Raw genomic sequence first — 24,108 nt, forward strand, 5'->3', positions numbered from 1 at the left:
TATTTTTAAATTAATTATTTTATTCTGCTCTTCGTAAAAAGTGAAAATCTAGTTGTTTTTTAACTAAATCAGCATTTTTTACCTTCACATAAATTTCATCTCCTAACTGCAATAAACGGTTAGAATTAGCTCCAACCAAAGCATATTGTCTTTCGTCAAAAGTATAGTAATCCTCTTTTATCTCTCTGATTCTCACCATTCCTTCACATTTGTTAGAAACGATTTCAACATAAATTCCCCATTCAGTAACGCCAGAAATAACTCCAAGGAATTCTTCGTCCTGATGATCCTGCATGTATTTAACCTGCATGTACTTAATACTATCTCGTTCAGCATTAGTAGCTAAACTTTCCATGTTGGAACAATGCAGCGATTTTGTTTCGTAGGTTTCTTCATCTACAGAAGCTCCTCCATCCAAATAATATTGCAACAAACGGTGTACCATAACGTCTGGATAACGACGAATTGGCGATGTGAAATGGCTGTAGTAATCAAAAGCTAAACCATAATGACCAATATTTTCAGTCGAATATTTGGCTTTACTCATACTTCTAATCGCAAGAGTATCAATAAGATTTTGTTCTTTCTTACCGTTTACTTCTTCCATTAAAGCATTCAGAGATTTTGAAATATCGCCTTTGTTTCTAAAATCAATTTTATAACCAAACTTTGCAATTACAGTCTGCATCGCAATCAGTTTGTCTTCATTTGGTTCGTCGTGAATACGGTAAACAAAGGTTTTCTTTTGTTTTCCAATGTATTCAGCCACTTTTCTATTGGCCAAAAGCATAAATTCTTCAATCAGATGATTGGCATCTTTTGATATTTTGAAATAAACGCCTTCAGGTTCTCCTTCTTGATTCAGATTAAATTTCACTTCAACTTTATCAAAAGAAATCGCGCCTTGCTGCATTCTTTTCTTTCTTAAAATCTTCGCTAATTCATCTAGTTTTAAAGTCGCTTCAACAATCTCATCTGAAACTACATAAGAATCTCCAGTAATAGAGATATCAACAGGAATAGTATTATTTCCTTTTGTTTCGATAATATGTTGCGCTTCTTCGTAAGCAAAACGCTGATCTGAATAAATTACAGTTCTTCCAAACCATTGGTTAATAACTTGAGCTGTTGGAGAAACTTCAAATACTGCAGAGAAAGTATATTTCTCCTCATTCGGACGTAATGAACAGGCAAAATTCGACAATACTTCAGGAAGCATTGGCACTACTCTATCAACCAAATAAACTGAAGTTGCTCTTTGATACGCTTCATCATCCAGAATTGTACCTTCTTCTAAGTAATAGGAAACATCGGCAATGTGAATACCGATTTCGAAATTTCCGTTTTCTAACTTTTTGAAAGACAAGGCATCATCAAAATCCTTTGCATCTTTCGGATCTATCGTAAACGTAAGTGTATCACGCATATCTCGACGTTTTGCAATCTCAGATTCCTGAATTGAAGTATCCAATTTTTGTGCAAAAACCTCCACTTCTACTGGGAAATCAGATGGCAAACCATATTCTGCTAAAATGGCATGAATCTCTGTATTGTGTTCACCAGGTTTTCCAAGTACTCGAATTACAGATCCAAACGGACTATCAGCTCTTTTTGGCCAATCTTCTATCTTAACTAAAACTACATCTCCGTTTTCTGCTTCACCAATTTTATCCTTTGGAATAAAAATATCGGTATACATTTTAGGATTTGCAGTAGAAACAAAAGCAAAATTTGGCTGCATATCTAATACACCTACAAACTCTGTTTTATCTCTTTCGATAACTTCAATAACTTCACCTTCAGGTCTTTTTCCTTTTCTTCTGTTATAAACGTAAACTTTTACTTTGTCTTTGTCTAATGCACGATTCAAATTATTGGTCGGAATAAAAACATCTTCTGAAAAATCAGGACAAACAAAATATGCCGTTTTTCTGCTCGTCATATCTATTGTTCCTTCGTAATAATCTTGGCTAACTGCTTTGACTAAATACTTTCCAGGTTCTGTTTCTATAATCTTCTTTTGAGCTGCAAGAATCTTTAAATCTTTTATAATCTGATTTCTGCTATTGGTATCGTCTAATTCTAGCTTAGCTCCTATTTGTTTGTAATTGAAAGGTTTATTAGCATTTTGCGATAAAATCTTAAGTATTTTTCCAGAGAAATCTTTCTCTTTTTTTATCGGCTTTCTAATTTTCTTACTCATATATCTTTTCTAATAAGGCTTAAAATTACAAATAAGATATCAGATAATACTTTTTAGCAAATAGAATTATTAAAAATATAACTTTTCGTACATTTACAAAAAGACCTAAAATGGAAAGCTTTAAAACGATCGCCGTATTCAATTATCTGCACGAAACCGTAGTTCTCAAACACTTACTGGAACAAGAAGGAATCCCTTATTTTTTCGAAAATGAAATGACACTCTCCGTTATGCCGTTTTACTCCAATGCGCTCGGTGGCATCAAACTCAAAGTTCATCCAAACGATTTCGATCAAGTTCAAGAAATTCTTGACAATCTCAACAATCCTCTCAAAATCGTCTGAAATAAAATTCAAACAAACTCAAAACAGAGTAAAATTCAATTCAAAAAAATTTTTTTTCCTTTTCAACCTTTTTTAGTTTTCAACATATATTAAATACAACAAAAAAGATTTTTAAAAATTTAAAAAAATTTGTTGGTTATTATAGTGTGTTAATATGTCGAATAAATTTATTTTTAAAAGTATTGAAATGAAGTTTCTCTTAGTTATTCTGAGTTATCAACATAGTTATTTTTGGTTAAATGATTAATTTTTAAGACTTTTTGTATTTTAATTAACAACGGTTGACAACCAAAAATGAATTCATTTTGTAGATAAGTTCATATGTTGATTTCTGTTGAAAATGGTATTTTTAATATTGATAACTTTTCCAAAAATTCACGAAACTTTTCTTGCATATTAAATTCCAGTTTTGGATTAGGTAATTTTTTGAAACAACCAAAAAAAACTTCTTATTTTCTTTTCGAACTTATTAACATTTTCTGTTAACTTAAAGTTAATTGAATATCAACGAATTACGAACTGCTATTAACACCTCAAAATTTTAACAAATATTCTGAATATTATTTATTGATTATGAGATACTTATGAAGTTATTAAAATTGTTAATAACCCTATAATTAATTGAAAACAAGATAGTTGTAAAACTAACATTTTATGCAACGAATTTTACGAATGTACACGAATTATAAGTTTAGATATTGATATTGTTCAAAACTCTCGATTTAAAAAGAAATTAGTGAAAATTGGTGTAATTAGTGGCGAACATATATTAATTGAGTAAATTTGCAATACACAACTTAATAGTATTAAAAATGAAAATTTCAATAGGAAACGATCACGCAGGGCCAGAATACAAAAAAGCAATTGTTGAGATGCTGAAAGCTAGAGGTTATGAGGTAACTAACTACGGTACAGATACTGATGCTTCTGTAGATTATCCAGATTTTGGACATCCAGTTGCCAATGATGTATCTGAAGGAAAAGCTGATTTTGGAGTCGTAATCTGCGGAAGCGGTAACGGAATCGCAATGACTGTTAATAAACATCCGAAAGTAAGAGCTGGGTTATGCTGGACTAAAGAAATCGCGTATTTAACACGTTTACATAATGATGCAAATATTGTGAGTATTCCAGCAAGATTTACATCGATTCACCAAGCTGTTGAAATCGTTGAAACTTTCCTTGATACCGCTTTTGAAGGTGGAAGACACCAAAATAGAGTGAATAAAATCGCTTGTGCGTAAAAAGTCAAAAAAAAATTCGGTGCTTCGCACCTATAAATAAACACACCGGGCCGATTTTTAAATTTGTCCGGTTTTTTATTTAACTAATTATAATTCAGTTATTTAAATTGTTTCGAAAACACTATTTTTTGAGTTATCAACAATGTTAATATCTACTTTTTATATTTTAGAAAGGCAATTATAAGTGCTGCTTGAATTGCTAAAATCACTACAAACTTCACAATAAAAGAAGTTTTACTCGTTTTATGTTTAAAGAATAACATCGCTGTTAATAACCCTGGCGAACCTCCAGTTAAAGCCATGAAAAACAAGGTTTTTTCAGGAATTCGTCTGTTATTTTTTCGGGCTTGAGATTTGTCATATCCAGCGAAAATAAAAACTAAGACATTTATAATTAAAAAATAAAGTAATAAAATCCTCATAAATTATTAATAAAATTCGCACAAAGATATTATTTTAGTTCCATCAAAGTATGAACAAAATTTAATTATAATCAATATGAGTCCAGTAAAATTATTTGAAGAAAAAAAGGTAAGAAGTCATTATGATGCTGAAAATGAAATTTGGTATTTTTCGGTAATTGATGTTATTCAAATTTTAACTGATAGTGCCAATCCAAGAGATTATTGGTATAAAATGAAAATTAGAGTTAAAACAGATGATGGACTTGAACTGTCGACAAAGTGTCGACAGTTCAAAATGCTCGCAGAAGACGGGAAAAATCGTCTCACAGATACGGCAGATACTGAAACCTTATTGCGTTTAATTCAATCTATTCCTTCGCCAAAAGCAGAACCGTTTAAGCAATGGCTGGCAAAAGTAGGTTATGAAAGGATTCAGGAAATTGGAGATCCGTCGCAAAGTGTAGATCGCGCTCGTGAAAACTGGCAAAATATGGGACGCAGTGAGAAATGGATTCAACAACGAATGACAGGGCAGGAGACTAGAAATAAACTAACAGATTATTGGAAAGAATCTGGTGTTGAAGGAAAGGATGAATTTGTATTGTTAACAAATATTATTCATCAAGAATGGACGGGATTATCTGTTAAAAAGCATAAAGAAGTAAAAGGATTAGAATCTCAAAATTTACGAGATCATATGTCTGAAGCTGAATTAATTTTTACGGCGCTGGCAGAGCTTTCTACACGTCAGATCGCTGAAAGTGATGAAGCAAAAGGATTAGTAGAAAATGCTCAAGCGGGAAAAAAAGGAGGAGCAATTGCTAAAAATGCACGAATAGCTCTAGAAGATAAAACAGGTAAAAGTGTGGTAACAGGGGAAAACTTTTTGCCTCCAAGTAAAAAAAATCTAGACTAAAATAGAATTAAAACTTTTAAAAGATTTATATTAATTTTGATTAGTATAAAACAACAATATATCTAAAAAACGCTGCAAAAATTATAAAACACTTTTGCATCTTTGCTATTCAAAATAAAATAAGAATGACCAATATTCAATTCATTGCCAAGTCTGTTCAGGCGCCCGCAGTTAGTATTCAAAACACAGTAAAATTATTAGAGGAAGACTGTACAATTCCTTTTATTTCGCGTTATCGAAAAGATACTACAGGAAATTTGGATGAAGTTGTAATTGAGCAAATTGCAAAACTTCAGAAAGAATACGATACACTGATAAAACGTAAAGAAGCAGTTCTAAAATCGATTGAAGAGCAAAAAGCACTTACGCCAGAATTGAAGAAAAAGATTCAAGATAGTTTTGATTTACAAGAAATTGAAGATTTCTACCTTCCATATAAAAAGAAGAAAAAAACAAAAGCCGATGTGGCGCGCGAATTCGGTCTTGAACCTTTAGCAAAACTGATTATAGCTGAAAGTGATGCTGATATCGATTTTATTTCGACACAGTACATTAATGAAAATGTTATTAATGAAGAGGCGGCTATTCAAGGCGCAAGAGATATTGTAGCCGAATGGATCAATGAGAATATTTATGTTCGTAAACAGCTTCGTAGATTGTTTCAGCGAAAAGCAACTATTGCTACAAAAGTTGTTAAAAAGAAAGCTGAAGAAGAAGGAGCGAAAAAATTCGATCAGTATTTTGATTGGGAAGAGCCTTTGACAAAAGCCCCTGCGCACCGTTTGTTAGCAATGCTTCGTGCAGAAAATGAAGGTTTTATAAAAATGAAAATTGATGTTGATATCGACGATGCATATGATGTAATTGACGAAATCATCATTAAAAAACAAAATAATTCAACGGCACATTTACAGCTGGCGATCGAAGATAGTTACAAACGTTTGTTGAATCCAGCGATTGGAAACGAAACTCTACAGGAAGCAAAAGCAAAAGCTGACGCGAATTCGATTCAGGTTTTTGCTAACAATTTAGGTCAGTTATTATTGGCGCCGCCGTTGGGAGAAAAACGTATTTTGGCAATCGATCCAGGATTTAGAAGCGGTTGTAAAGTAGTTTGTTTAGACGAAAAAGGCGATTTATTATACAACGAAACGATTTATCCGCATGCGCCTCAAAATGAGGAAACAATGGCTATTAAAAAAATCCGTTCGATGGTAAATGCGTATCAAATTGATGCGATTTCTATCGGAAATGGAACGGCTTCGCGCGAAACTGAATTTTTCATAAAAAAAATCGCGTTTGATAAACCAATTCAAGTATTTATCGTTTCAGAAGCGGGAGCTTCGGTATATTCTGCTTCAAAAATTGCGAGAGAAGAATTCCCTAATTATGATGTAACGGTTCGTGGTTCGGTTTCGATCGGAAGACGACTTTCAGATCCGTTGGCCGAATTGGTAAAAATCGACCCAAAAGCAATTGGAGTAGGACAGTATCAGCATGATGTTGATCAAACGAAATTAAAAGAAGAATTAGATAACACGGTAATTCGCTGCGTGAACTCGGTTGGAATTAACATCAACACGGCTAGTAAACATTTACTAAGTTATGTGAGTGGAATCGGGGAGAAGCTGGCGGAAAACATTGTACAATACCGTTCTGAAAACGGACCTTTTGAAGATAGAAAACAGCTTAAAAAAGTGCCTCGTTTAGGAGATAAAGCCTATCAGCAAGGAGCAGCATTTATTAGAATTACAAATGCTAAAAATCCGTTGGATAATTCGGCGGTGCATCCGGAAGCTTATCCAGTTGTTGAAAAGATGGCGAAAGATTTGAATATTTCGCTAAATGACTTAATTGCCAACAAAGAGAAAACAGCGCTTATTAAGGCTGAAAAATATGTAACACCTGAAATAGGTTTATTAACCCTAAAAGATATCATTAAAGAGCTTGAAAAACCTGGATTAGATCCGAGAAAATCGGCTAAGGTTTTTGAATTTGATGCAAATGTAAAATCGATCAAAGATTTAAAAACAGGAATGATTCTTCCAGGAATTGTTAATAACATCACCAATTTTGGTTGTTTTGTTGACATCGGAATCAAAGAAAGCGGTTTAGTGCATATTTCACAGTTAAAAGCTGGTTTTGTGAGCGACGTAAACGAAGTGGTAAAATTACACCAACACGTTGATGTGAAAGTAACTGAAGTTGATGAAGATAGAAAAAGAATACAATTAACAATGGTTTTGTAAAATTTTAATTAGGACAATATAGAAAACGCCCAAACTTTTGAAGTTTGGGCGTTTTCAGTTTAAATTATATAAGTGATTTGTATTTTATAAAAACTTTTGATAATGAATGTATTAAGCTTTATTATTGATTAAATATAGGTAGTGAGATTTTATTCTTAAAATAATTCTTACCTATTCAACTATATTTGCCCGAAATTAAAACCCCGAAAATACCCATGAAAAAAAACTTTTTAATTCTGATAGCATTGTTATGCTCAACTGTAGGACAAGCAAAATTTCTTAAAGCAGTTTTGTACTTTACTGATGGAACTAATAAAACTGGCCTAGCAAAACTGGTTGAAGACGATGACTCAAAAGTTACTTTTAGAGCTAATGAAGATGCAAAATCTGAAAAAATACCTAGCACTGATCTTACTACAATAGTATACACCACCGAATCAGGTAGTATATTTACAATGGAACATCTTTATTTAACAAGCGCTGGTGTTTTTTCAGGAAAATTTTCTAATTCGAAAAAAAAGCATTGGTTTGAAATTGTATATACTAAAGAATTTAAAATAGGTAAAATTTTTGATAAAGGAGACGCTAGAAGAAATACTTTCAGATCAGCTAGTTCGTCTTATTTTTTTGGAAAAAAAGATACAGATCATTTAGTTTTTGGCTACAATACTATGGGTAATGTAGTAAAATCATACGGAACAGACGCGACTATGAAAAAAATGGCGAAGCAAGAATTTGCAGATTGTACTAAAATAAGCAAAGCAATTGAAAAGGAAACTTTTGAACATGATAAAGTATTGAATCAGATTACGGTTATTTTTGATAAAAATAAGTGTAAATAATAAATACGATTATCTTTTAAAAAAACGCCCAAATTACAATTCGTAATTTGGGCGTTTCTATTTTGAGTTATTTCAAAATCACTTTTTTGGTGATGTTTTTAAAATCATCATTGGATATTTTCACAAAATAAACGCCACGTGATTGGTTAGCTAAATTTATTTCTGTCAATTCTGAAATTGTTTTCTGTTGATGAATAACACTTCCAGTAGGAGAGATTATCGAGATAGTAGATTCCCTAGGCGCGTTAATTGTGATTCGATCAGCACTCGGATTGGGGTAAAGCGTAACTGTAGATTTTTCAATTTCGAAAGTATCATTAGACAATGTGGCGTTTATAGGTAAATAGAAATTACCTGTTAGTAAAAGGGAGTATAATGTTCTTAATGTTTGATTAAAATAATTATTTTGATCGTTGAGACTTTGAAGATCGACATAAGAAGCATTCAAATGTGCCTGATTTTCACCGCCCATTGCAGCACAAGCAAAAGCCCCCACAAATGTAGAATTATGCCATTGTCCGATCACAGTTCCATTTTGGTTATAACCATCTTTTATATTGAGAGTACCTCCAAGATTTACTCGTACAAAATCTGAAGATTTTTTAGAATAGGCTTTAGCCTCTGGAGTTCCATACCAAAGATAATCGACCGCTATTCGCCAAGGAGTTCTAGCAGCATCATAAGTATATGTTTTGCCAGCATTATTATAACTTCCAGCTTGAGAAGAATAAGCTCCAGAACCATCACACCAGTCAGAAACCAAACCGCCAACGGCATTATTTACTTTCAAATTGTTATTGAGAATCGTATAAGCTTTAGTTGCAACTTGATTCCAAAAGGCAGTATCGTTTGTAAAAACACCAAAAGCTCTGTAATAAGCAGGAGAGAAGTAGGATATATTGGTAATTTGGCTTCCGCCGAATTGATCTCCAGGTTTTAAAACATACGTATTAGCTTCAACTTCATAATTTTTAATGGCAGAAATAAGAGCTTTTGCATCACTTTTGTAATTAATGCTTCCAGCACTTGCCCATTGAAAATCGGCAACAATCAAAGCGAAAGCGGCATCTAATTCTGCATCTGTAGCTCCGTTTTCACCAGCTTTTCCTCCGGAACAACCGTTTATTTTCCAGTTCATTACTTTGTTAGCATTTACATTGTCTTTGTAATAAAGCCAAAAACCATCAAAAAGTGTTTTATCGGCCATGTAAACAGAAAGCAGCATTCCGTATGCAATACCTTCAGAAACAGTTTCGCCTGGATTGTCAAATTTTACTCTGTACCGGCCATTGTTACATTCTTCTACAAAATTGATTTTCCAAGTTTTGTAATTGTTTTCTGCATCTAGACTATTTTTTGATGCAGCCATAATTCCGTTTCCATACACTTTATTAGCAGGAAAGGGTTGTGTTTGTGATCTGCTTTCTGCTGCGAGCAGAAAAACCATCACGAAAAGTAAGTTTTTCATATCTAAAAATTTGGGACCATAAAAGTAGGAATTTTTAGATACAAAAAAAATCCCAAACTACATTTGTAATTTGGGATTCAATAAATTTTTCGAATTTCTTATTTTGTTTCTTCTTCTTGTTTCTTTGAAGCAGCAGGTTGATCGTCTTTAGCAGCGTTTTTAAATTCTTTAATACCACTTCCTAAACCTTTCATTAATTCTGGAATTTTTTTACCTCCAAAAAGTAAAATCACAATACCTACTATTACAAGGATTTCTGTTAGACCTAATCTTCCCATGATTGTATATTTAATGCCGAAGCAAATTATTATCTTAATTATTCCGCAAAGGTATATAGAAATATACGAAATAGAAGTGTTTTTAGTTTAAAATATTTGTATCAGACCACGTTAAATATTTTATAAAATCGTAAATTATAGCTCGTCATGAAATTTTAAGAACAAATTTGATGACGATTAATTACTATATTTGCTAGCATAAAGAAGCAGAATGACTAAGAAAAAGAAAAAGAATTTTAGGAAAAAACTATTCATTAAAAACCGATTAGTAATTTTAAATGAAGACACTTTTGAAGAGATCTTTTCTTTTAAACTTACTTTAATGAATGTATTCGTAACGTTTACTTTAGGCGGAATATTTCTAATTTCGGTTACTACTTTCATCATTGCATTTACACCACTTCGCGAATTTATTCCTGGATATTCTTCGACTGATTTAAAGAGAAATGCTACAAGATTGGAAATTAAATCAGATTCTTTAGAAACGGCTTTGAAACAGAATGAAATTTATATAAAAGGAATTCAGAAAGTTTTAAAGGGAGAATTAGAATATTCAAAATTTAATAAAGATTCTATACTAACAGAATCTGTTGAAGATGCCTCAAATGTAAATATGAAAGCCTCAGATGCCGAAATAAAACTAAGAGAAGATGTTGCTGAAACTGAAAAAGAGCTGAAGGCAAAATCTCAAGACAAAAAGAAAAGTGACAAAAAATAATATCAAAAAAAATGTCAATTAAGTCAATAGCGGCAAAATTTTTTGCCCGAAAAATATATAAACAAACGCTTAGATGGGCTAACAAACCAGTTGAAACCCAGCAAAAAGTTTTTAAAAGTTTGATCGAAAATGCTCAAAACACCGAATTTGGAAAAGATCATCATTTCAATCAGATAAAAACTTTTGAGGATTTTCAGAAACGTGTGCCTGTTAGAGATTATGAAGATTTAAAACCGTATGTTGAAAAAGTTGTAAAAGGCGAAGCAGATATTCTTTGGAAAGGAAAACCATTATATTTTGCTAAAACTTCGGGGACAACTTCGGGAGCAAAATTTATTCCGTTAACGAAAGAATCGATGCCATATAATATAGAAGCGGCTCGAAATGCTATTCTACATTATATTAACGAAACTGGAAATGCCGATTTTGTTGACGGAAAAATGATTTTTTTGCAAGGAAGTCCCATTCTGACCGAGAAATACGGAATTAAATTTGGAAGACTTTCCGGAATTGTGGCGCACTTTGTCCCGAAATATCTGCAGAAAAACAGAATGCCATCTTGGGAAACCAATTGCATTGAAGATTGGGAAACCAAAGTTGATGCTATTGTAGACGAAACAATAAAAGAAGATATGTCTGTTATTTCTGGAATTCCGTCTTGGGTTCAGATGTATTTTGAACGTTTACAGCAAAAAAGTGGCGGAAAAAAGATTAATGAAATTTTCAAAAACTTTAATCTGTTTATTTACGGAGGTGTTAATTACGAGCCTTACCGTGCCAAATTTGAGCAAATGATTGGCAAAAAAGTAGACAGTATCGAATTGTTTCCTGCTTCTGAAGGATTTTTTGCCTATCAAGACTCGCAGAAAGAAAAAGGAATGCTGTTGCTTTTGAATTCTGGCATTTTTTATGAATTTATAAAAGCAGATGAATTCTTTAACGAAAATCCGAAAGTCTATACAATTGGCGAAGTTGAGGTAGGAGTAAACTACGTTTTGATTATTTCTACTAATGCGGGACTTTGGCGTTATAATATTGGTGATACAATTCAATTTACATCTTTGGCTCCGTATCGTGTTATAGTTTCTGGACGTATTAAACATTATATTTCGGCTTTTGGAGAACACGTCATTGCCAATGAAGTCGAAAATGCGATGAAAGAAGCTGTAAATTCAACTAATATTGTGATTAACGAATTTACTGTAGCGCCGCAAATCACGCCAGCCAGCGGATTACCTTATCACGAATGGCTGATCGAATTTGAAAAAGAGCCTGAAAATATGGAAGTTTTTGCCGAAACAATCGACAATTCAATGCGTAAGCAAAACATTTATTACGATGATTTAATTACTGGAAATGTTTTAAGAAAAGTGGTTATCACGAAAGTTCCAAAAAATGGATTCCAAGATTACATGAAATCGCAAGGAAAACTGGGCGGACAGAATAAAATTCCGAGATTATCAAATAATAGAGATATTGCGGATAATCTTACAAATTAAGATAATATTTCCAAGATTAAACAGTTATTTATCCAATGAATTTAGATGGATAAGTAAATGAAAATTAATGGTCAAGGAAAGTTTCAAAATAAATATCGTATTTCTTCAATAAGAGCGCAATGGTGGGATTATGGCTGGAATGGAGCATATTTTATAACAATTTGTACACAGGATAGAAAACATTATTTTGGAGAAATTCAAAATAATAAAATGGTTTTATCAGGAGTTGGCATTATTGCCGATTTATTGTGGCATCAAATTCCAATACATCATCAAAATATTGAATTGGGAGATTTTGTGGTCATGCCAAATCATATTCACGGAATTTTGATTATTGATAGACAATTGAATATTGATGATTCAGATAATATTGTACAGACAGGGCATGCCCTGTCTCAACAGCCTAAACCCCAACCGCCAGGTTCGCAACGTTTTCAAAACATTGGAAAAAATACCATTTCGTCTATTGTTGGATCCTATAAATCTGCTGTAACAAAACATGCCAACAGATTAGGATATCCTCATCAATGGCAAAGATTATTTTACGACAATATCATTAGAAGCAATGATGATTACCAAAAAATTTCTGATTATATTGTTTCAAATCCAGAAAATTGGGAAAAAGATAAATTTAAAAAAGAAGATAAATAAAAATGATTTTTTAAAAAATAATAGTGTAGATACATGGCATGCCGTGTATTTCCTTACATTTGATTTATAAATAAAATAGAATGAAAGAAACTAAACATATATCAAGATCTAGAGCGCAGGAATCTTCTGCGGCGATAGAAAAAATGTACATTACAATGCGCCATTTATTCAACCGTGGTTTTTACAAACCAATGGGAGTTTCGGGCGATAGTTTAAGAGAATCATTATTAGCGTTGCGTCCTGAAATCTATGGGAATATCGCTGAAGAAAAAGTAGAACTTAACGGACTTTTATACGTTATTGAGCGTCTTCCAATCGGAATTGAACAATGCCGTTTTATCAATTTAACTTCAGACGAAGGCTATTCTAAATCGCATTTTCAAGCAATTGTTCCTCCAAAAAGAAGAAGAAATTGCTACAGAATTGACGAAGAACAAATGAATGTTGAAATCACTCGTGGACGTTCAGACATTTATGATATTCTTACTCACTTAACTTTTATTTTCATTGAATCTCATAAAATTAAAAATAGAGTTTTAGTAGACGATGGAGGAGAAGTTTCTCGCGATTGGCAGAAACTGGAGCAAGCGGTTATGCAAACCAAAAAGCTTTCTTTGGTTGAAAAAGAAAAAGCAATTTCGCATGTTGCGAATATTTTAGCTAGAACTTTCGAGGAAGTTTTAGATATCTACGATGCATTTGGTTCAGAAACTGCGCCAGATCGTTTCTTGCATGTTATTTACTGGTTAGGAAAATTAGCAATTGAAGAAATTGTTGAAAATAACAAACGTACAATAACATTCAGTCCAGTTTTACGTGAGCGTCTTGGGCACCATATTCACGGAGAAATTTGGGCAACCAACATCAAAGAAGTTTTAAAAGCAAACGATTTGTTGAAAAGACCAATTCACGTGATCAGTGCTAATATGCACAGTGTAATGAATTCGATTTTTGCGACGCCATTGTTAAAAACAAAATTTAAAGGAAAAACGGATTTCTTTATTTATGAAGAATTAAGCGGTTCGGGTTCAAAAGAAATTAGAGGTTATGTAGAAGATTTGGCTTTAAAAAACGGAATGATTTCATTACCAGATTACTCAGGAACCAATATTGATGTTCAGATTTTTGATACAGCTAAAATTGACTGGTCAAAAACGGCATTTTCGCACGCTAATGTAGGTGAAGAGAAACCAGTCATTATAGTAATGGATTATGCTTTTGGTGAGCAGGCTTACGAAACAATCGACGAACTTTTAAAACCGTTTAAAAAAGAAACCTTGCTAAATGTAAAATCGGTTTCTATTATGGGTAAAGCTGGAATTCTAGAAGGTGGTAAAGGAGATATCATGATTCCAACGGCACATATCAACGAAGGAACAGCAGATAATTATTTCTTTGAAAATGAACTTACAGGCTCAATGTTCGAAGGAAATGATATTGATATTTATGAAGGAGCGATGGTTACTGTTTTAGGGACTTCGTTGCAAAACAGAGATTTACTGAAGTTTTTTCACGAATCGACTTGGGGCGTAATCGGACTTGAAATGGAAGGTTCTTACTACCAAAAAGCAATTCAGTCGGCATCAAAAATTCGAAAAAGTGTACCGCACGATATTAAAGTTCGTTACGCTTATTATGCATCAGACAATCCTCTTGAAACTGGTAGCACACTAGCTTCTGGCGGATTAGGAACAACTGGTGTAAAACCAACTTATTTGATTACCATTAAAATTTTAGAGCAGATTTTCAATATAAAATAAATTGTAAATGAGTACAAAAGTACCGCAAGATAATTCAGATCAGGAGATTGATATTTTTCAGCTTTCAAAAAGTATTGGTGGTTTTTTCGACAGAGTTAATGCTACGATTTTTCAATCTATTCATTTTTTTGTTCGAAACTGGATTATCGTTTTAATTTTAATTGTTTTAGGATTTGGACTGGGTTGGTTTTTAGATACAAATAAAAAAACGTTTGAAAATCAAGTTATTGTAGCTCCAAATTTTGGCAGTGTAGATTATCTTTATTCTAAAATAGATTTGATCGAATCAAAAATTATTACTGGAGATACTGCTTTCTTGAAAAACGAAGTTGGAATTAATAAGCCTAAATTGATCTCAAAAATTGAAATTAAACCAATTGCCGATGTCTATAAATTTATTGAAGACAACGAGCAAAATTTTCAATTGATCAAATTAATGGCTGAGGTTGGAGAAGTAAAAAAAGTATTAGAAGATAATGTGACAAGTAAAAACTATACTTTTCATTCGATAACTTTTGCGACAAACAAAACAACTGATGAAAAGGATATTGTAGAGCCATTATTAAAGTACTTAAATAGCTCAGAATATTTTAATGCGCTTCAAAAAATAGGTTATAAAAACCTTGCAGATCAGATTGTTAAAAACGATACTATTATTAGTCAAATTGATCAAGTGTTAAATGGTTTCTCTAGCACTGTAAAAAATGGAGCAAAAAACGATAAATTGGTTTATTACAATGAGAATACTCAGCTGAATGATATTATTAAAACAAAACAAAATTTAATTTTAGAGCAGGGTAAAAACAAGCTGAAATTAGTTAATTATGATAAAGCAATTAAGGAAATAAATTCAACTTTAAATAGAAATAATACTAAAATTACAAATGGAAACTATAAATTTTTATTTCCTGTATTATTCCTTTTTCTTTTTGTTTTAATTCATTTGTTTCAGAAGTTTTATCGTAATCAGCTTTTGAAATCTCAGGTAAATAAAATTTAAAAAAAGCGATTTTTTATTTGTAACTATGACTAAATCAATTGAAAACAAATATTTTTTTTGATAAAATCAGTAACAATTCTTTCTTAAAAAAAGGTATTGTTACTTTGTTTTTGAGGATTTCTGGAGCAGCTCTCTTATTTGGTTTTACTGTTTTTTTGACAAAATCTTTTAGTCCTAAAATTGTTGGCCAATACGATTTTGCACGTACTTTTCTTTTGGTTGTTGGGAGCATTTGTTTGTTGGGTTTTGATCAGTCTATTTTATATTTTAAAGGAATACTAACCAGCAAAAAATCTTTAGAAGAATTAAAAAACATATACAGCAAAATGGTTCTGATGTTATTTTTGGCATCATTAACGGCTTTATTAATTATTCTGATAATTGATAAAGAAACGATTAACAATTATTTTTCAGACAACGAAGTTTATCCAATAATTTTAAAATCAGCTATTGCGCTATTTTTTTCTGGAATATCGATGTTAAATACAGAGATTTTTAGGGCATTAGATAAATTAATAGTTGCCGAATTATTCAGAAATATAATTAAATACGTTCCATTAATTTTAGGTGCAACAATTTTGTTTTATTATCAAAAAGAAACCTATTTGGTAGATGTTTTTTTAATTGGATTTGTTGCTTTGGCAATTATAAGTTCAATTTTTGTTTTTGTCTATTTTAAAAAGATAAAAAAGCAAGATTTGACAGAAAACATATCTCACAAAGAGATATTTTTTAAATCGTATCCGATAGCAATTAGCGGAATGGCGCTGTTTTTATTAATGAGTTTTGATATTTTGTTTTTAAAAAAATACCAGAATGACGAAACAGTTGCTTTTTACTCGGTTGGTTTTAAAATAATGACAATTGTTTCGATTATTATAATTACAATTAACATTACAATTTCATCCAAAATTTCAGAATATTTTTCAAGCAATAACAGAGAAGAATTAGCGAAGATTTTAAAAAATAGCTCGCGCACCATTTTTAGCATAACGGTTCCGATAATTATTCTTTTGAGTGTTTTTTCAGATTATATTTTATCTTTTTTCGGCGAAGGATACATAGCTGCAAAACAAGCTTTTTTGATTTTAATAATCGGCCAAGGAGTTTGTTCTGCGTTTGGTTCCTCTTCTGTTTATTTAAACATGACAGGGAGGCAGCATATTTATCAGATAATTTTAATCATTGCTGTGATAATAAACTTTGTATTGAATAGATTTTTAATTCCTGTTTACGGAATGACTGGAGGAGCTATTGCTTTTGTTTCGAGTACTTTTTTCTGGAATTTTGTTTCGGCAATAGTTATTTACAGAAAGGATAAAATGAAAGTTTTTTTGAATTAATTTTTTTAAATGAGGATATTGCAAATTATAAATAGATTTGATTCTGGAGGAGCTGAAAAGTTGCTTTTAGAAACAATTCCTTTATATAATTCTAAAGGTATTCATGTTGATCTTTTATTGCTTAACGGTAAAGATTTGCCTTTTTTGAAAGTTTTAAAAAATTTAAATTGCTGTACAATTTATTCTTTAGGATTTTATTCTGTATATAACCCGATTCATATTTTTAAAATTATTCCTTTTTTGAAAAGATATGATACTGTTCATGCACATTTATTTCCATCTCAATACTGGATAGTTTTTGCAAAATTATTTTCATTTTCGAGAATAAAAATTGTAGTTACAGAACACAGCTCATCAAACCCTCGAATTAATAATTTTTTCATTAGTAAAATAGACAAATTTATATATAAATTCTACCAAAAGGTTATTTGTATAACCGATGACGTTTATCGAATTATAAGCAAGCATACTAAATTGTCCGATACTAAATTTGAAGTTATTGAGAATGGTGTAAATTTGAAGATAATTGAAAATGCTGAACCGTATCCAATTAAGGAAATTTCAAATTTGCTTACAGATCAGGACATTTTATTAATTCATATTGCTAGATTTAGTAAACATAAAGATCCTCAAACAGTTATAAGATCAATGAAATATTTACCAGATAATTTTAAATTGATTTTTGTTGGAGATGGAGATACAAAAGAAGAAAATGAAAATTTAGTTAAAAAACTTGAATTACATAAAAGGATTATATTTTTAGGTGCTAGGACAGACATTCCACGCTTGTTAAAAACAGCCAATATTTCCATTCTTAGTTCAAATGGAGAAGGATTTGGTTTAGCAGCAATTGAAAGTATGGCTTCTGGAATACCTTTTATAGCTTCAGATGTTATTGGATTATCTGCTTTAGTTGGCGGTACAGGTGTTTTATTTGAAAAAGGAAACGAAATTGACTTAGCTTTTAAGATTAAAAAACTTGTTAGTGATAATAATTTTAAAATAGAAGTTATAAATGCTTGTAAAGAAAAAGCTAAACAATTTGATATAGAATTGATGGTTGAAAAACATATTAGTTTGTATAAATCGATGTATGACAATGCAAGTTTTAATTAAAAAAAGTACAGCAGCATTTTTACTTATTGCGACAGCCAATTTGGTTATTGCTTTTAGTACTTTTTTTGTTTTGCCACCCAAATTCTTTTACGATTCTGCAATTATCATTTACGACAAATACAATGAAATAGGCTATTTGGGCAGTTATCCATTAACTATTTTATTTTATAAAGTTACGGGTCTGCGCTATCTCCCTTTTCCAGTGATTGCACTTATACAATTTCCTATTTTGATGTATGCTCTATTTAAAATAGGAATTCCAGATTCATTCGAAAAAGTGAATGTAAAAAATGGCATTGCCTATTTAGGGATTTTCATGATTGCTATTTTCATTTCAATGCCTTCGAAAGAGTTTATTACCTTTTTATACATTACCCCAATTATATTTTTGTGCAAAAACAGAAAATATTCTTTTCAAAAAACAATTCTATTGTCAATATTCCTTTTAATGCTTTTTGGAGCTTTATACAGGCCATATTTTGCTCTGATTCCTATAATTGCTGGCGGTATGTACTTAATAAGTTTTATCAATTTTAAGAACAAGACGCTAACAACGATTTTTTACGGATTATTAATTGCCTTTTTCTTATCCTTGAGTTATGGTATTTTAAAAGGAGAATATTTTTCTGAAGTAAGCCGTGAGTTGGTTAATAAAGATCGTATAGGTTCTGCAGATGCAAATTCTATGATTACTCCGCCTTTAAAACCAGATACTTGGTATGGTGAAGCCGTTGCAATTTTTTATGGTTTTTTTACCGTAAATCTTCCCATAAATGGGCTTAAACATATTTTATCTCCTCAAATTATATTATTTATTATTTGGCAGCTTTTGCTATTTTATATTTTGTTGGTTCGCTTTTCTAAATGTTTAAAACAGAGGCAATATTACAGATATGAACTTTTAATTTTCTTTGTATTGTTTTCTTTTTTTATTGTTCAAGGAGTTTTTGAGCCAGATTTAGGATCAGCGATTAGACATAAAATAGGCATTTTTCCGTTAATTTATTTTGCATTATATCATGAATATCTCCGAAAAGAACTTCAATAAAATCTTCAATGTTTTTTTGTGTCTGATTGCCATTTTGATGATCTTTAGAAAAACATGTTCAATACTGATTGTAGTATTTGCGGTGTTTAATTTAATATTTTACAAAAAATTAAATTTTACGAAAAAGGTTCTGATTTTTACAGCTTGCATTGCTTCTCCAGTTCTATTAGAGCTACTACTTTTCTGGAATAATGATTCTTTGGCAAAAGGCTTAAAAGCAATAGAAAAAAGCACTTCATTAGTAATTTTTCCATTGTTTATAATAGGAAATTTTCAACGGGTAAATTTTTTTAAAATATTGCAAATCTACACATTAGGTACAACTTTGGTTTTACTTTTTTTCTTTATTCGTTTTAATGTTTTGTTTCCTGAGTTAATGTATAAATACTTAAACGGTATTCACTTATGGGAAATGGGATATCAATTTGGAAATAGTCTCGGAATACATGCTCCGGCATTAAACATGCATTTGGCTTTTGTAACCGTTACTGCTTTTTATTTTGTGATTAGAAGTTTTAAAAATCATGAAGAACTTAAATACAAGATTAGTAGAACTTTAATTTTTATACTTTCATTTTTCTTTGTATTGTTCGTTAATACGAGAATGGCTTTAGTAAACGTTTTTATAGGATTTTTGATCGTTCTTTTTTATGCCGTTAAACAAGATAATTTAAAAAAAATTGCTTCAAGGGGATTACCTTTGTTAGCTTTGCTGGCAATTGTTTTATTCTTATTTGTTCAGAAAGATCCATATATGAAAGAAAAATATTCAAGCGTTAGTTTTGCTTATATGGACAAAGTTGGAAAGCTTGATGAAATTGATCATCCAGAGGTTAAGGTTTTTAATTCTTTCGTTACAAGAGTTTCTATTTGGAAATCTGCATGGGAATTGTCTTTAAAAAATCTGCCTTTTGGAGTAGGAGCTTCTGATGGAAAAGCGGAATTAAACAAGTATTATAAGGAAACCAATCAGAAGTTTTTGGCTAAATATGAATTTCCTACTCACAATCAGTATCTTGATTTTTTATTGAAGTTTGGAATTCTGGGACCTCTGGTAGTAATTTTTTATATTTCTATAATTGGATATTTAGGATTTGATCTAAAAAATGCAGTTGTAATTTCATTTTTCGTAATCTTTTTTACCTCAAATTTAATGGATGATTTTTTGCTTCGTTTTGATGGAATTGCCTTCAGCGGGTTTTGGATCTCTATTTTTGCAAGTTATTGGATACAGCAAAAATCAGCTCTTGTAGATCGCAGATAATTCCTCGAAATTTTTGTTTTTGTCGAATAATTTGGAACATCTTTCGAAAGCTTTTTTAGCAAAAACGCTTCGATTTGTGGCACCACTTAGGATTTGGAAATAGGGTTCAAGTTCTGAAATATCATTAAATAGAAATCCTGTTTCGTTGTGCATTACAATATCTTTATTACCAATTATATTTGTGGCAATAACAGGTTTTTCTAAAACCACAGCTTCTAAAACAGCGATTGGTAAGCCTTCCCACAAAGATGTTTGCAGATAAACATCAATAGCATTTAATTCTTTTAAAGTACTTTCACGATCAAAAAACCACCCTGTAATTCTTATGTTGGGAGCTGTAAGCAAAGAATTCAGCTCACCATCTCCAATCCATACAAAGTTATAATCTGGAAAATTGAGAGCTATTTTATTGAAAAGACTTGGATTTTTTTGATAGGTGATTCTACCTAATATTCCTATACTAAGTTTATCATTTTTATTTTCAGATAAACGCTGGTGTATTGTATCAATGTCAACACCGTTTCGAACTAATTTAGCAGAACCTAATTTTTTTGCAATTTCAAATTCAGTATCTCCACAAGCAATTGTAGTACCCCCAAATAAAGCTTGTGTATACTTTTCGATTATCCAATACACTTTTCGAATGGGTTTTGAAATATCTGTTCTAAGAAAAGAATAACCATGAGGAGAGTAATAGAGTTTCTTTTTTTTGAACAATAAAAAATAGGCAACTCTTCCTAAAACACCTGCTTTTGAAGAATGGAGATGAATAACATCAGGATTTATTTTCTTCAGCTCTTTTCTTAACTGAATTACAGATTTTAAATCTTTTAAAGGAGAAAAATTTCGTAACATATTAATTTCTAATAAATTGATGTTACTCGAAAATTCAGATTTAATTTTATCTCGGTTTATTTCCTTTCGGTTTCCGCTATAAATTATTGTAGTCTCAATGTGTTTTTTAACTTCATCATCACCAAAATAAGCTGATAAATCATTAAAATAGGTATAAACGCCTCCTCCGAGGGCTTCAATAACATGTACGACTTTCAAAAGGATAGGATTATTTTGTCGCAAAAATAGATAATTAAGATTAATATTGATTTGAAATGAGTTAACTTATTTTAAAATTATGGTTTATGTTATTCTTTAAAAAAGTGCCATATTTTATTACATTTGCAAGGATATCTTAAGTTATTTTGCTAAGAAATTGATTTCAAGATGTTTAACAGAACAGTTTATGAAAAGAGTACTTATTACTGGAGCAGCAGGATTTTTAGGATCGCATTTATGTGACAGATTTATCAAAGAAGGTTACTTTGTAATTGGAATGGATAATCTGATTACGGGAGATCTTAAAAATATTGAACATTTGTTCAAATTAGAAAACTTCGAATTTTATCATCACGATATTACAAAGTTTATTCATGTTCCAGGCGATTTAGATTATATATTGCATTTTGCGTCACCGGCAAGTCCTATAGACTATTTGAAAATTCCGATTCAGACTTTGAAGGTAGGATCTTTAGGAACACACAATTTATTAGGATTAGCAAGAGTTAAAAAAGCCAGAATTTTGATTGCATCAACTTCAGAAGTTTATGGAGATCCTTTGGTGCATCCTCAAACAGAAGAATATTACGGAAACGTAAATACAATTGGTCCGCGTGGGGTTTATGATGAAGCAAAACGTTTTCAGGAATCGATCACGATGGCATATCATACTTTTCATGGTGTAGAAACTCGAATTGTACGTATTTTTAATACTTACGGACCAAGAATGCGATTAAATGACGGACGTGTAATTCCAGCTTTTATTGGACAAGCTTTACGCGGAGAAGATCTAACGATTTTTGGCGACGGAATGCAGACACGTTCTTTCTGTTATGTTGATGATCAGGTAGAAGGTATTTACAGATTATTGCATTCAGATTACGTTTACCCAGTAAATATTGGAAATCCTGATGAAATCACAATCAAAGATTTTGCAGAAGAAATTATAAAATTGACAGGAACTAATCAGAAAGTTGTTTATCATCCACTGCCAGTAAACGATCCATTACAGCGCCAGCCAGATACAACAAAAGCAAAAGAGTTGTTGGGTTGGGAAGCAAAAGTAAATCGTGCCGAAGGAATGAAAATCACTTATGATTATTTCAGGTCATTATCTCCAGAAGAACTTTCAAAAGAAGAGCATAAGGACTTTTCTAGTTATATAAAATAAACTTCAGACAGCTCGAATTTGATTCAAATTCGGGCTGTTTTTTAATTAATTTCCCAAATCAACCAGTTTAAATGAGCGAATTAGTTTCTATTATTGTCCCAACCTATAATACTGAAAAGTTCATTAGGCAAACAATTGAATCTGTTCAAAAGCAAACCTATCAAAATTGGGAAATGATTGTGGCTGATGATGCTTCAACCGACCAAACGGTTTCTATAATTGAAGAATTTGCTCAAAAAGACAACCGAATAAAGCTCTTCAAATTACCAGAAAATCGCGGAAATGGTTTTGCCAGAAACGCTGCTTTAGAAAAAGCAACCGGAAAATATATTGCCTATTTAGATGCCGATGATCTATGGTTTCCTGCGAAATTAGAAAAGCAAATTCAGTTTTTAAAAGCAAATGATTTGCACTTTACTTTTAGTTTTTACGATTCTATTGATGAAGAAGGAAATGATTTAAACAGAAGAGTTGAATCACCAAATCCGTTAACTTATAAACAATTGTTTTTCTGCAATTATGTAGGCAATTTGACAGCCATTTACGATGCAGATTATTTCGGAAAAATTATTCTGGAAACCACGCAAAAACGTCAAGATTGGAGAATTTGGCTTACAATTTTAAAACAAATTAAAATCGCAAAACCAGTTCCAGAACCTTTAGCTTTTTACAGAATTAGAAAAGATTCTGTTTCGTCTTCAAAATTTAAATTGATAAAACACAACTTTGGCGTTTACAGAGAATTCCATGAATATAATTTTGTGTTTGCTGTTTTACTGATGATGAGGTTTTTATATACTCAGTTGATAATCAAACCAAAATATATAAAGAAAATTTAAATTCATCTTGAGGTCACAGTTTGTGACCTCAAGTTTCAAGGTCGCAAATTGCGACCTTGAAGAATGTTGCTCAGAATTGGAGATCACAAATTGTGATTTCCATTCTTTAAGGTACAATTTGTGACCTTAAAGAATTACTTTTTATATCCAATTTTTATTCGTTCAGTTTCATTTTCTTTTTTCTCAGTTAATTCATCCAAATAAGAAAAAACCAATTCTATATTTTTATCATGATTCTCTAACTTCTTCTGAATCTGAAGAATATCAACTTTGATTTCAGTTGTATCCAAAAGCATTTGTCTCACTTTCGTGAAAATCCTCATAATTTGAATATTGGTTTGGATTGCTTTGTCGCTTTTTAAGACGCTTGAAAGCATTAGAACTCCATGTTCTGTAAAAGCCATTGGGGCGTGACGTAAACCCATCTTATCAGAATTGGAGGTCACAATTTGTGACCTCCAATTTTCAAACTCTGATTTATTAAGTTCAAACATAAAATCTTCCGGAAATCTAGAAATATTTCTTTTTACAGATTGTTTGAAAACTTTAGTTTCTATTCCATAAAGTAAAGCCAAATCACGATCCAGCATCACTTTTTGCCCGCGAATAAAGTATATTTTGTCTGAAATTGTTTCTTCAGAAAGTAAAGATTGATCGTCCATAAGTTTTTAAATAAAAAAACAAATGTAGGATTTTAT

General features: G+C 31.4%; 22 protein-coding genes. 16 read left to right on the forward strand and 6 right to left on the reverse strand.

The features are described 5' to 3' along the window. Positions 1-19: 19 nt before the first annotated feature. Positions 20-2,203: a ribonuclease R gene (rnr, locus tag QLQ96_RS05020; protein WP_482495199.1), complete on the reverse strand. Its 2,184-nt coding sequence runs from the start codon at positions 2,201-2,203 to the stop codon at positions 20-22. A 110-nt stretch (positions 2,204-2,313) separates the two neighbouring features. On the opposite strand from rnr, the gene QLQ96_RS05025 reads away from it, so the two are divergent. Both QLQ96_RS05025 and rpiB read left to right on the forward strand, forming a co-directional pair. Next, positions 2,314-2,547, forward strand: coding sequence for a putative signal transducing protein (locus QLQ96_RS05025; protein ID WP_379700984.1), 234 nt, complete (start codon positions 2,314-2,316; stop codon positions 2,545-2,547). A gap of 812 nt (positions 2,548-3,359) precedes the next feature. After that, on the forward strand, positions 3,360-3,791 hold the full coding sequence (gene rpiB, locus QLQ96_RS05030; protein ID WP_482495200.1) for a ribose 5-phosphate isomerase B: 432 nt from the start codon (positions 3,360-3,362) through the stop codon (positions 3,789-3,791). A 152-nt stretch (positions 3,792-3,943) separates the two neighbouring features. Here the strand turns inward: rpiB and QLQ96_RS05035 are convergent, their stop codons facing one another. Then, the gene (locus QLQ96_RS05035) at positions 3,944-4,213 is read right to left on the reverse strand and encodes a DUF1294 domain-containing protein (RefSeq protein WP_482495202.1); all 270 of its coding nucleotides are present in this window, start codon (positions 4,211-4,213) and stop codon (positions 3,944-3,946) included. A gap of 76 nt (positions 4,214-4,289) precedes the next feature. Between QLQ96_RS05035 and QLQ96_RS05040 the strand changes: the two genes are divergently transcribed. The 3 genes from QLQ96_RS05040 (at position 4,290) to QLQ96_RS05050 (ending at position 8,202) form a co-directional block, all read left to right on the forward strand. Next, complete coding sequence (locus QLQ96_RS05040) at positions 4,290-5,111, forward strand: BRO-N domain-containing protein (RefSeq protein WP_482495204.1); 822 nt, start codon at positions 4,290-4,292, stop codon at positions 5,109-5,111. A gap of 125 nt (positions 5,112-5,236) precedes the next feature. Beyond that, positions 5,237-7,360, forward strand: a complete 2,124-nt coding sequence (locus QLQ96_RS05045; RefSeq protein WP_482495206.1) for a Tex family protein — start codon at positions 5,237-5,239, stop codon at positions 7,358-7,360. 215 nt (positions 7,361-7,575) lie between these two features. Further along, on the forward strand, positions 7,576-8,202 hold the full coding sequence (locus tag QLQ96_RS05050) for a hypothetical protein (protein WP_482495207.1): 627 nt from the start codon (positions 7,576-7,578) through the stop codon (positions 8,200-8,202). A gap of 67 nt (positions 8,203-8,269) precedes the next feature. Here QLQ96_RS05050 and QLQ96_RS05055 read toward each other — a convergent pair whose 3' ends face one another. Continuing rightward, a complete protein-coding gene (locus QLQ96_RS05055; protein WP_482495209.1) occupies positions 8,270-9,670 on the reverse strand; it encodes a glycosyl hydrolase family 8 in 1,401 nt (466 codons plus the stop codon). Between the two features lie 98 nt (positions 9,671-9,768). Then, a complete protein-coding gene (locus QLQ96_RS05060; RefSeq protein WP_008465789.1) occupies positions 9,769-9,948 on the reverse strand; it encodes a Sec-independent protein translocase subunit TatA/TatB in 180 nt (59 codons plus the stop codon). Between the two features lie 211 nt (positions 9,949-10,159). On the opposite strand from QLQ96_RS05060, the gene QLQ96_RS05065 reads away from it, so the two are divergent. The 9 genes from QLQ96_RS05065 to QLQ96_RS05105 all read left to right on the forward strand — a co-directional run bounded on the left by QLQ96_RS05065 (position 10,160) and on the right by QLQ96_RS05105 (position 20,347). Then, positions 10,160-10,666 (forward strand): peptidase, encoded by a 507-nt coding sequence (locus QLQ96_RS05065; protein ID WP_482495211.1) that lies wholly within the window; start codon positions 10,160-10,162, stop codon positions 10,664-10,666. A gap of 11 nt (positions 10,667-10,677) precedes the next feature. Beyond that, positions 10,678-12,165, forward strand: coding sequence for a GH3 auxin-responsive promoter family protein (locus QLQ96_RS05070; protein ID WP_482495212.1), 1,488 nt, complete (start codon positions 10,678-10,680; stop codon positions 12,163-12,165). A 57-nt stretch (positions 12,166-12,222) separates the two neighbouring features. Further along, a complete protein-coding gene (locus QLQ96_RS05075) occupies positions 12,223-12,816 on the forward strand; it encodes a transposase (RefSeq protein WP_482495214.1) in 594 nt (197 codons plus the stop codon). Between the two features lie 80 nt (positions 12,817-12,896). Then, complete coding sequence (locus tag QLQ96_RS05080) at positions 12,897-14,576, forward strand: DUF6909 family protein (RefSeq protein ID WP_482495216.1); 1,680 nt, start codon at positions 12,897-12,899, stop codon at positions 14,574-14,576. A gap of 7 nt (positions 14,577-14,583) precedes the next feature. Continuing rightward, on the forward strand, positions 14,584-15,576 hold the full coding sequence (locus tag QLQ96_RS05085; protein ID WP_482495218.1) for a hypothetical protein: 993 nt from the start codon (positions 14,584-14,586) through the stop codon (positions 15,574-15,576). Between the two features lie 38 nt (positions 15,577-15,614). Then, positions 15,615-16,919 carry an MATE family efflux transporter gene (locus QLQ96_RS05090; protein ID WP_482495220.1) on the forward strand — a complete coding sequence of 435 codons (1,305 nt, stop codon included), beginning with the start codon at positions 15,615-15,617 and terminating at the stop codon, positions 16,917-16,919. Between the two features lie 18 nt (positions 16,920-16,937). Continuing rightward, the gene (locus QLQ96_RS05095) at positions 16,938-18,035 is read left to right on the forward strand and encodes a glycosyltransferase family 4 protein (RefSeq protein WP_482495222.1); all 1,098 of its coding nucleotides are present in this window, start codon (positions 16,938-16,940) and stop codon (positions 18,033-18,035) included. Beyond that, positions 18,013-19,083 carry a hypothetical protein gene (locus QLQ96_RS05100; RefSeq protein ID WP_482495224.1) on the forward strand — a complete coding sequence of 357 codons (1,071 nt, stop codon included), beginning with the start codon at positions 18,013-18,015 and terminating at the stop codon, positions 19,081-19,083. Before QLQ96_RS05095 ends, QLQ96_RS05100 begins: the two co-directional genes overlap by 23 nt. A 298-nt stretch (positions 19,084-19,381) precedes the next feature. Continuing rightward, positions 19,382-20,347: an O-antigen ligase family protein gene (locus QLQ96_RS05105; protein WP_482495225.1), complete on the forward strand. Its 966-nt coding sequence runs from the start codon at positions 19,382-19,384 to the stop codon at positions 20,345-20,347. Here the strand turns inward: QLQ96_RS05105 and QLQ96_RS05110 are convergent. Beyond that, on the reverse strand, positions 20,324-21,400 hold the full coding sequence (locus tag QLQ96_RS05110; protein WP_482495227.1) for a glycosyltransferase: 1,077 nt from the start codon (positions 21,398-21,400) through the stop codon (positions 20,324-20,326). The genes QLQ96_RS05105 and QLQ96_RS05110 overlap by 24 nt on opposite strands. A 187-nt stretch (positions 21,401-21,587) precedes the next feature. Between QLQ96_RS05110 and QLQ96_RS05115 the strand changes: the two genes are divergently transcribed. Next, positions 21,588-22,571, forward strand: a complete 984-nt coding sequence (locus QLQ96_RS05115) for a UDP-glucuronic acid decarboxylase family protein (protein WP_482495228.1) — start codon at positions 21,588-21,590, stop codon at positions 22,569-22,571. A gap of 71 nt (positions 22,572-22,642) precedes the next feature. Beyond that, a complete protein-coding gene (locus tag QLQ96_RS05120) occupies positions 22,643-23,410 on the forward strand; it encodes a glycosyltransferase family 2 protein (protein ID WP_482495229.1) in 768 nt (255 codons plus the stop codon). Positions 23,411-23,544: 134 nt separating this feature from the next. On the opposite strand, the gene QLQ96_RS05125 is transcribed toward QLQ96_RS05120, so the two are convergent. Next, the gene (locus QLQ96_RS05125; RefSeq protein ID WP_482495231.1) at positions 23,545-24,072 is read right to left on the reverse strand and encodes an ORF6N domain-containing protein; all 528 of its coding nucleotides are present in this window, start codon (positions 24,070-24,072) and stop codon (positions 23,545-23,547) included. Between the last annotated feature and the right edge of the window lie 36 nt (positions 24,073-24,108).

Source organism: Flavobacterium sp. B167r (genome assembly GCF_056824315.1).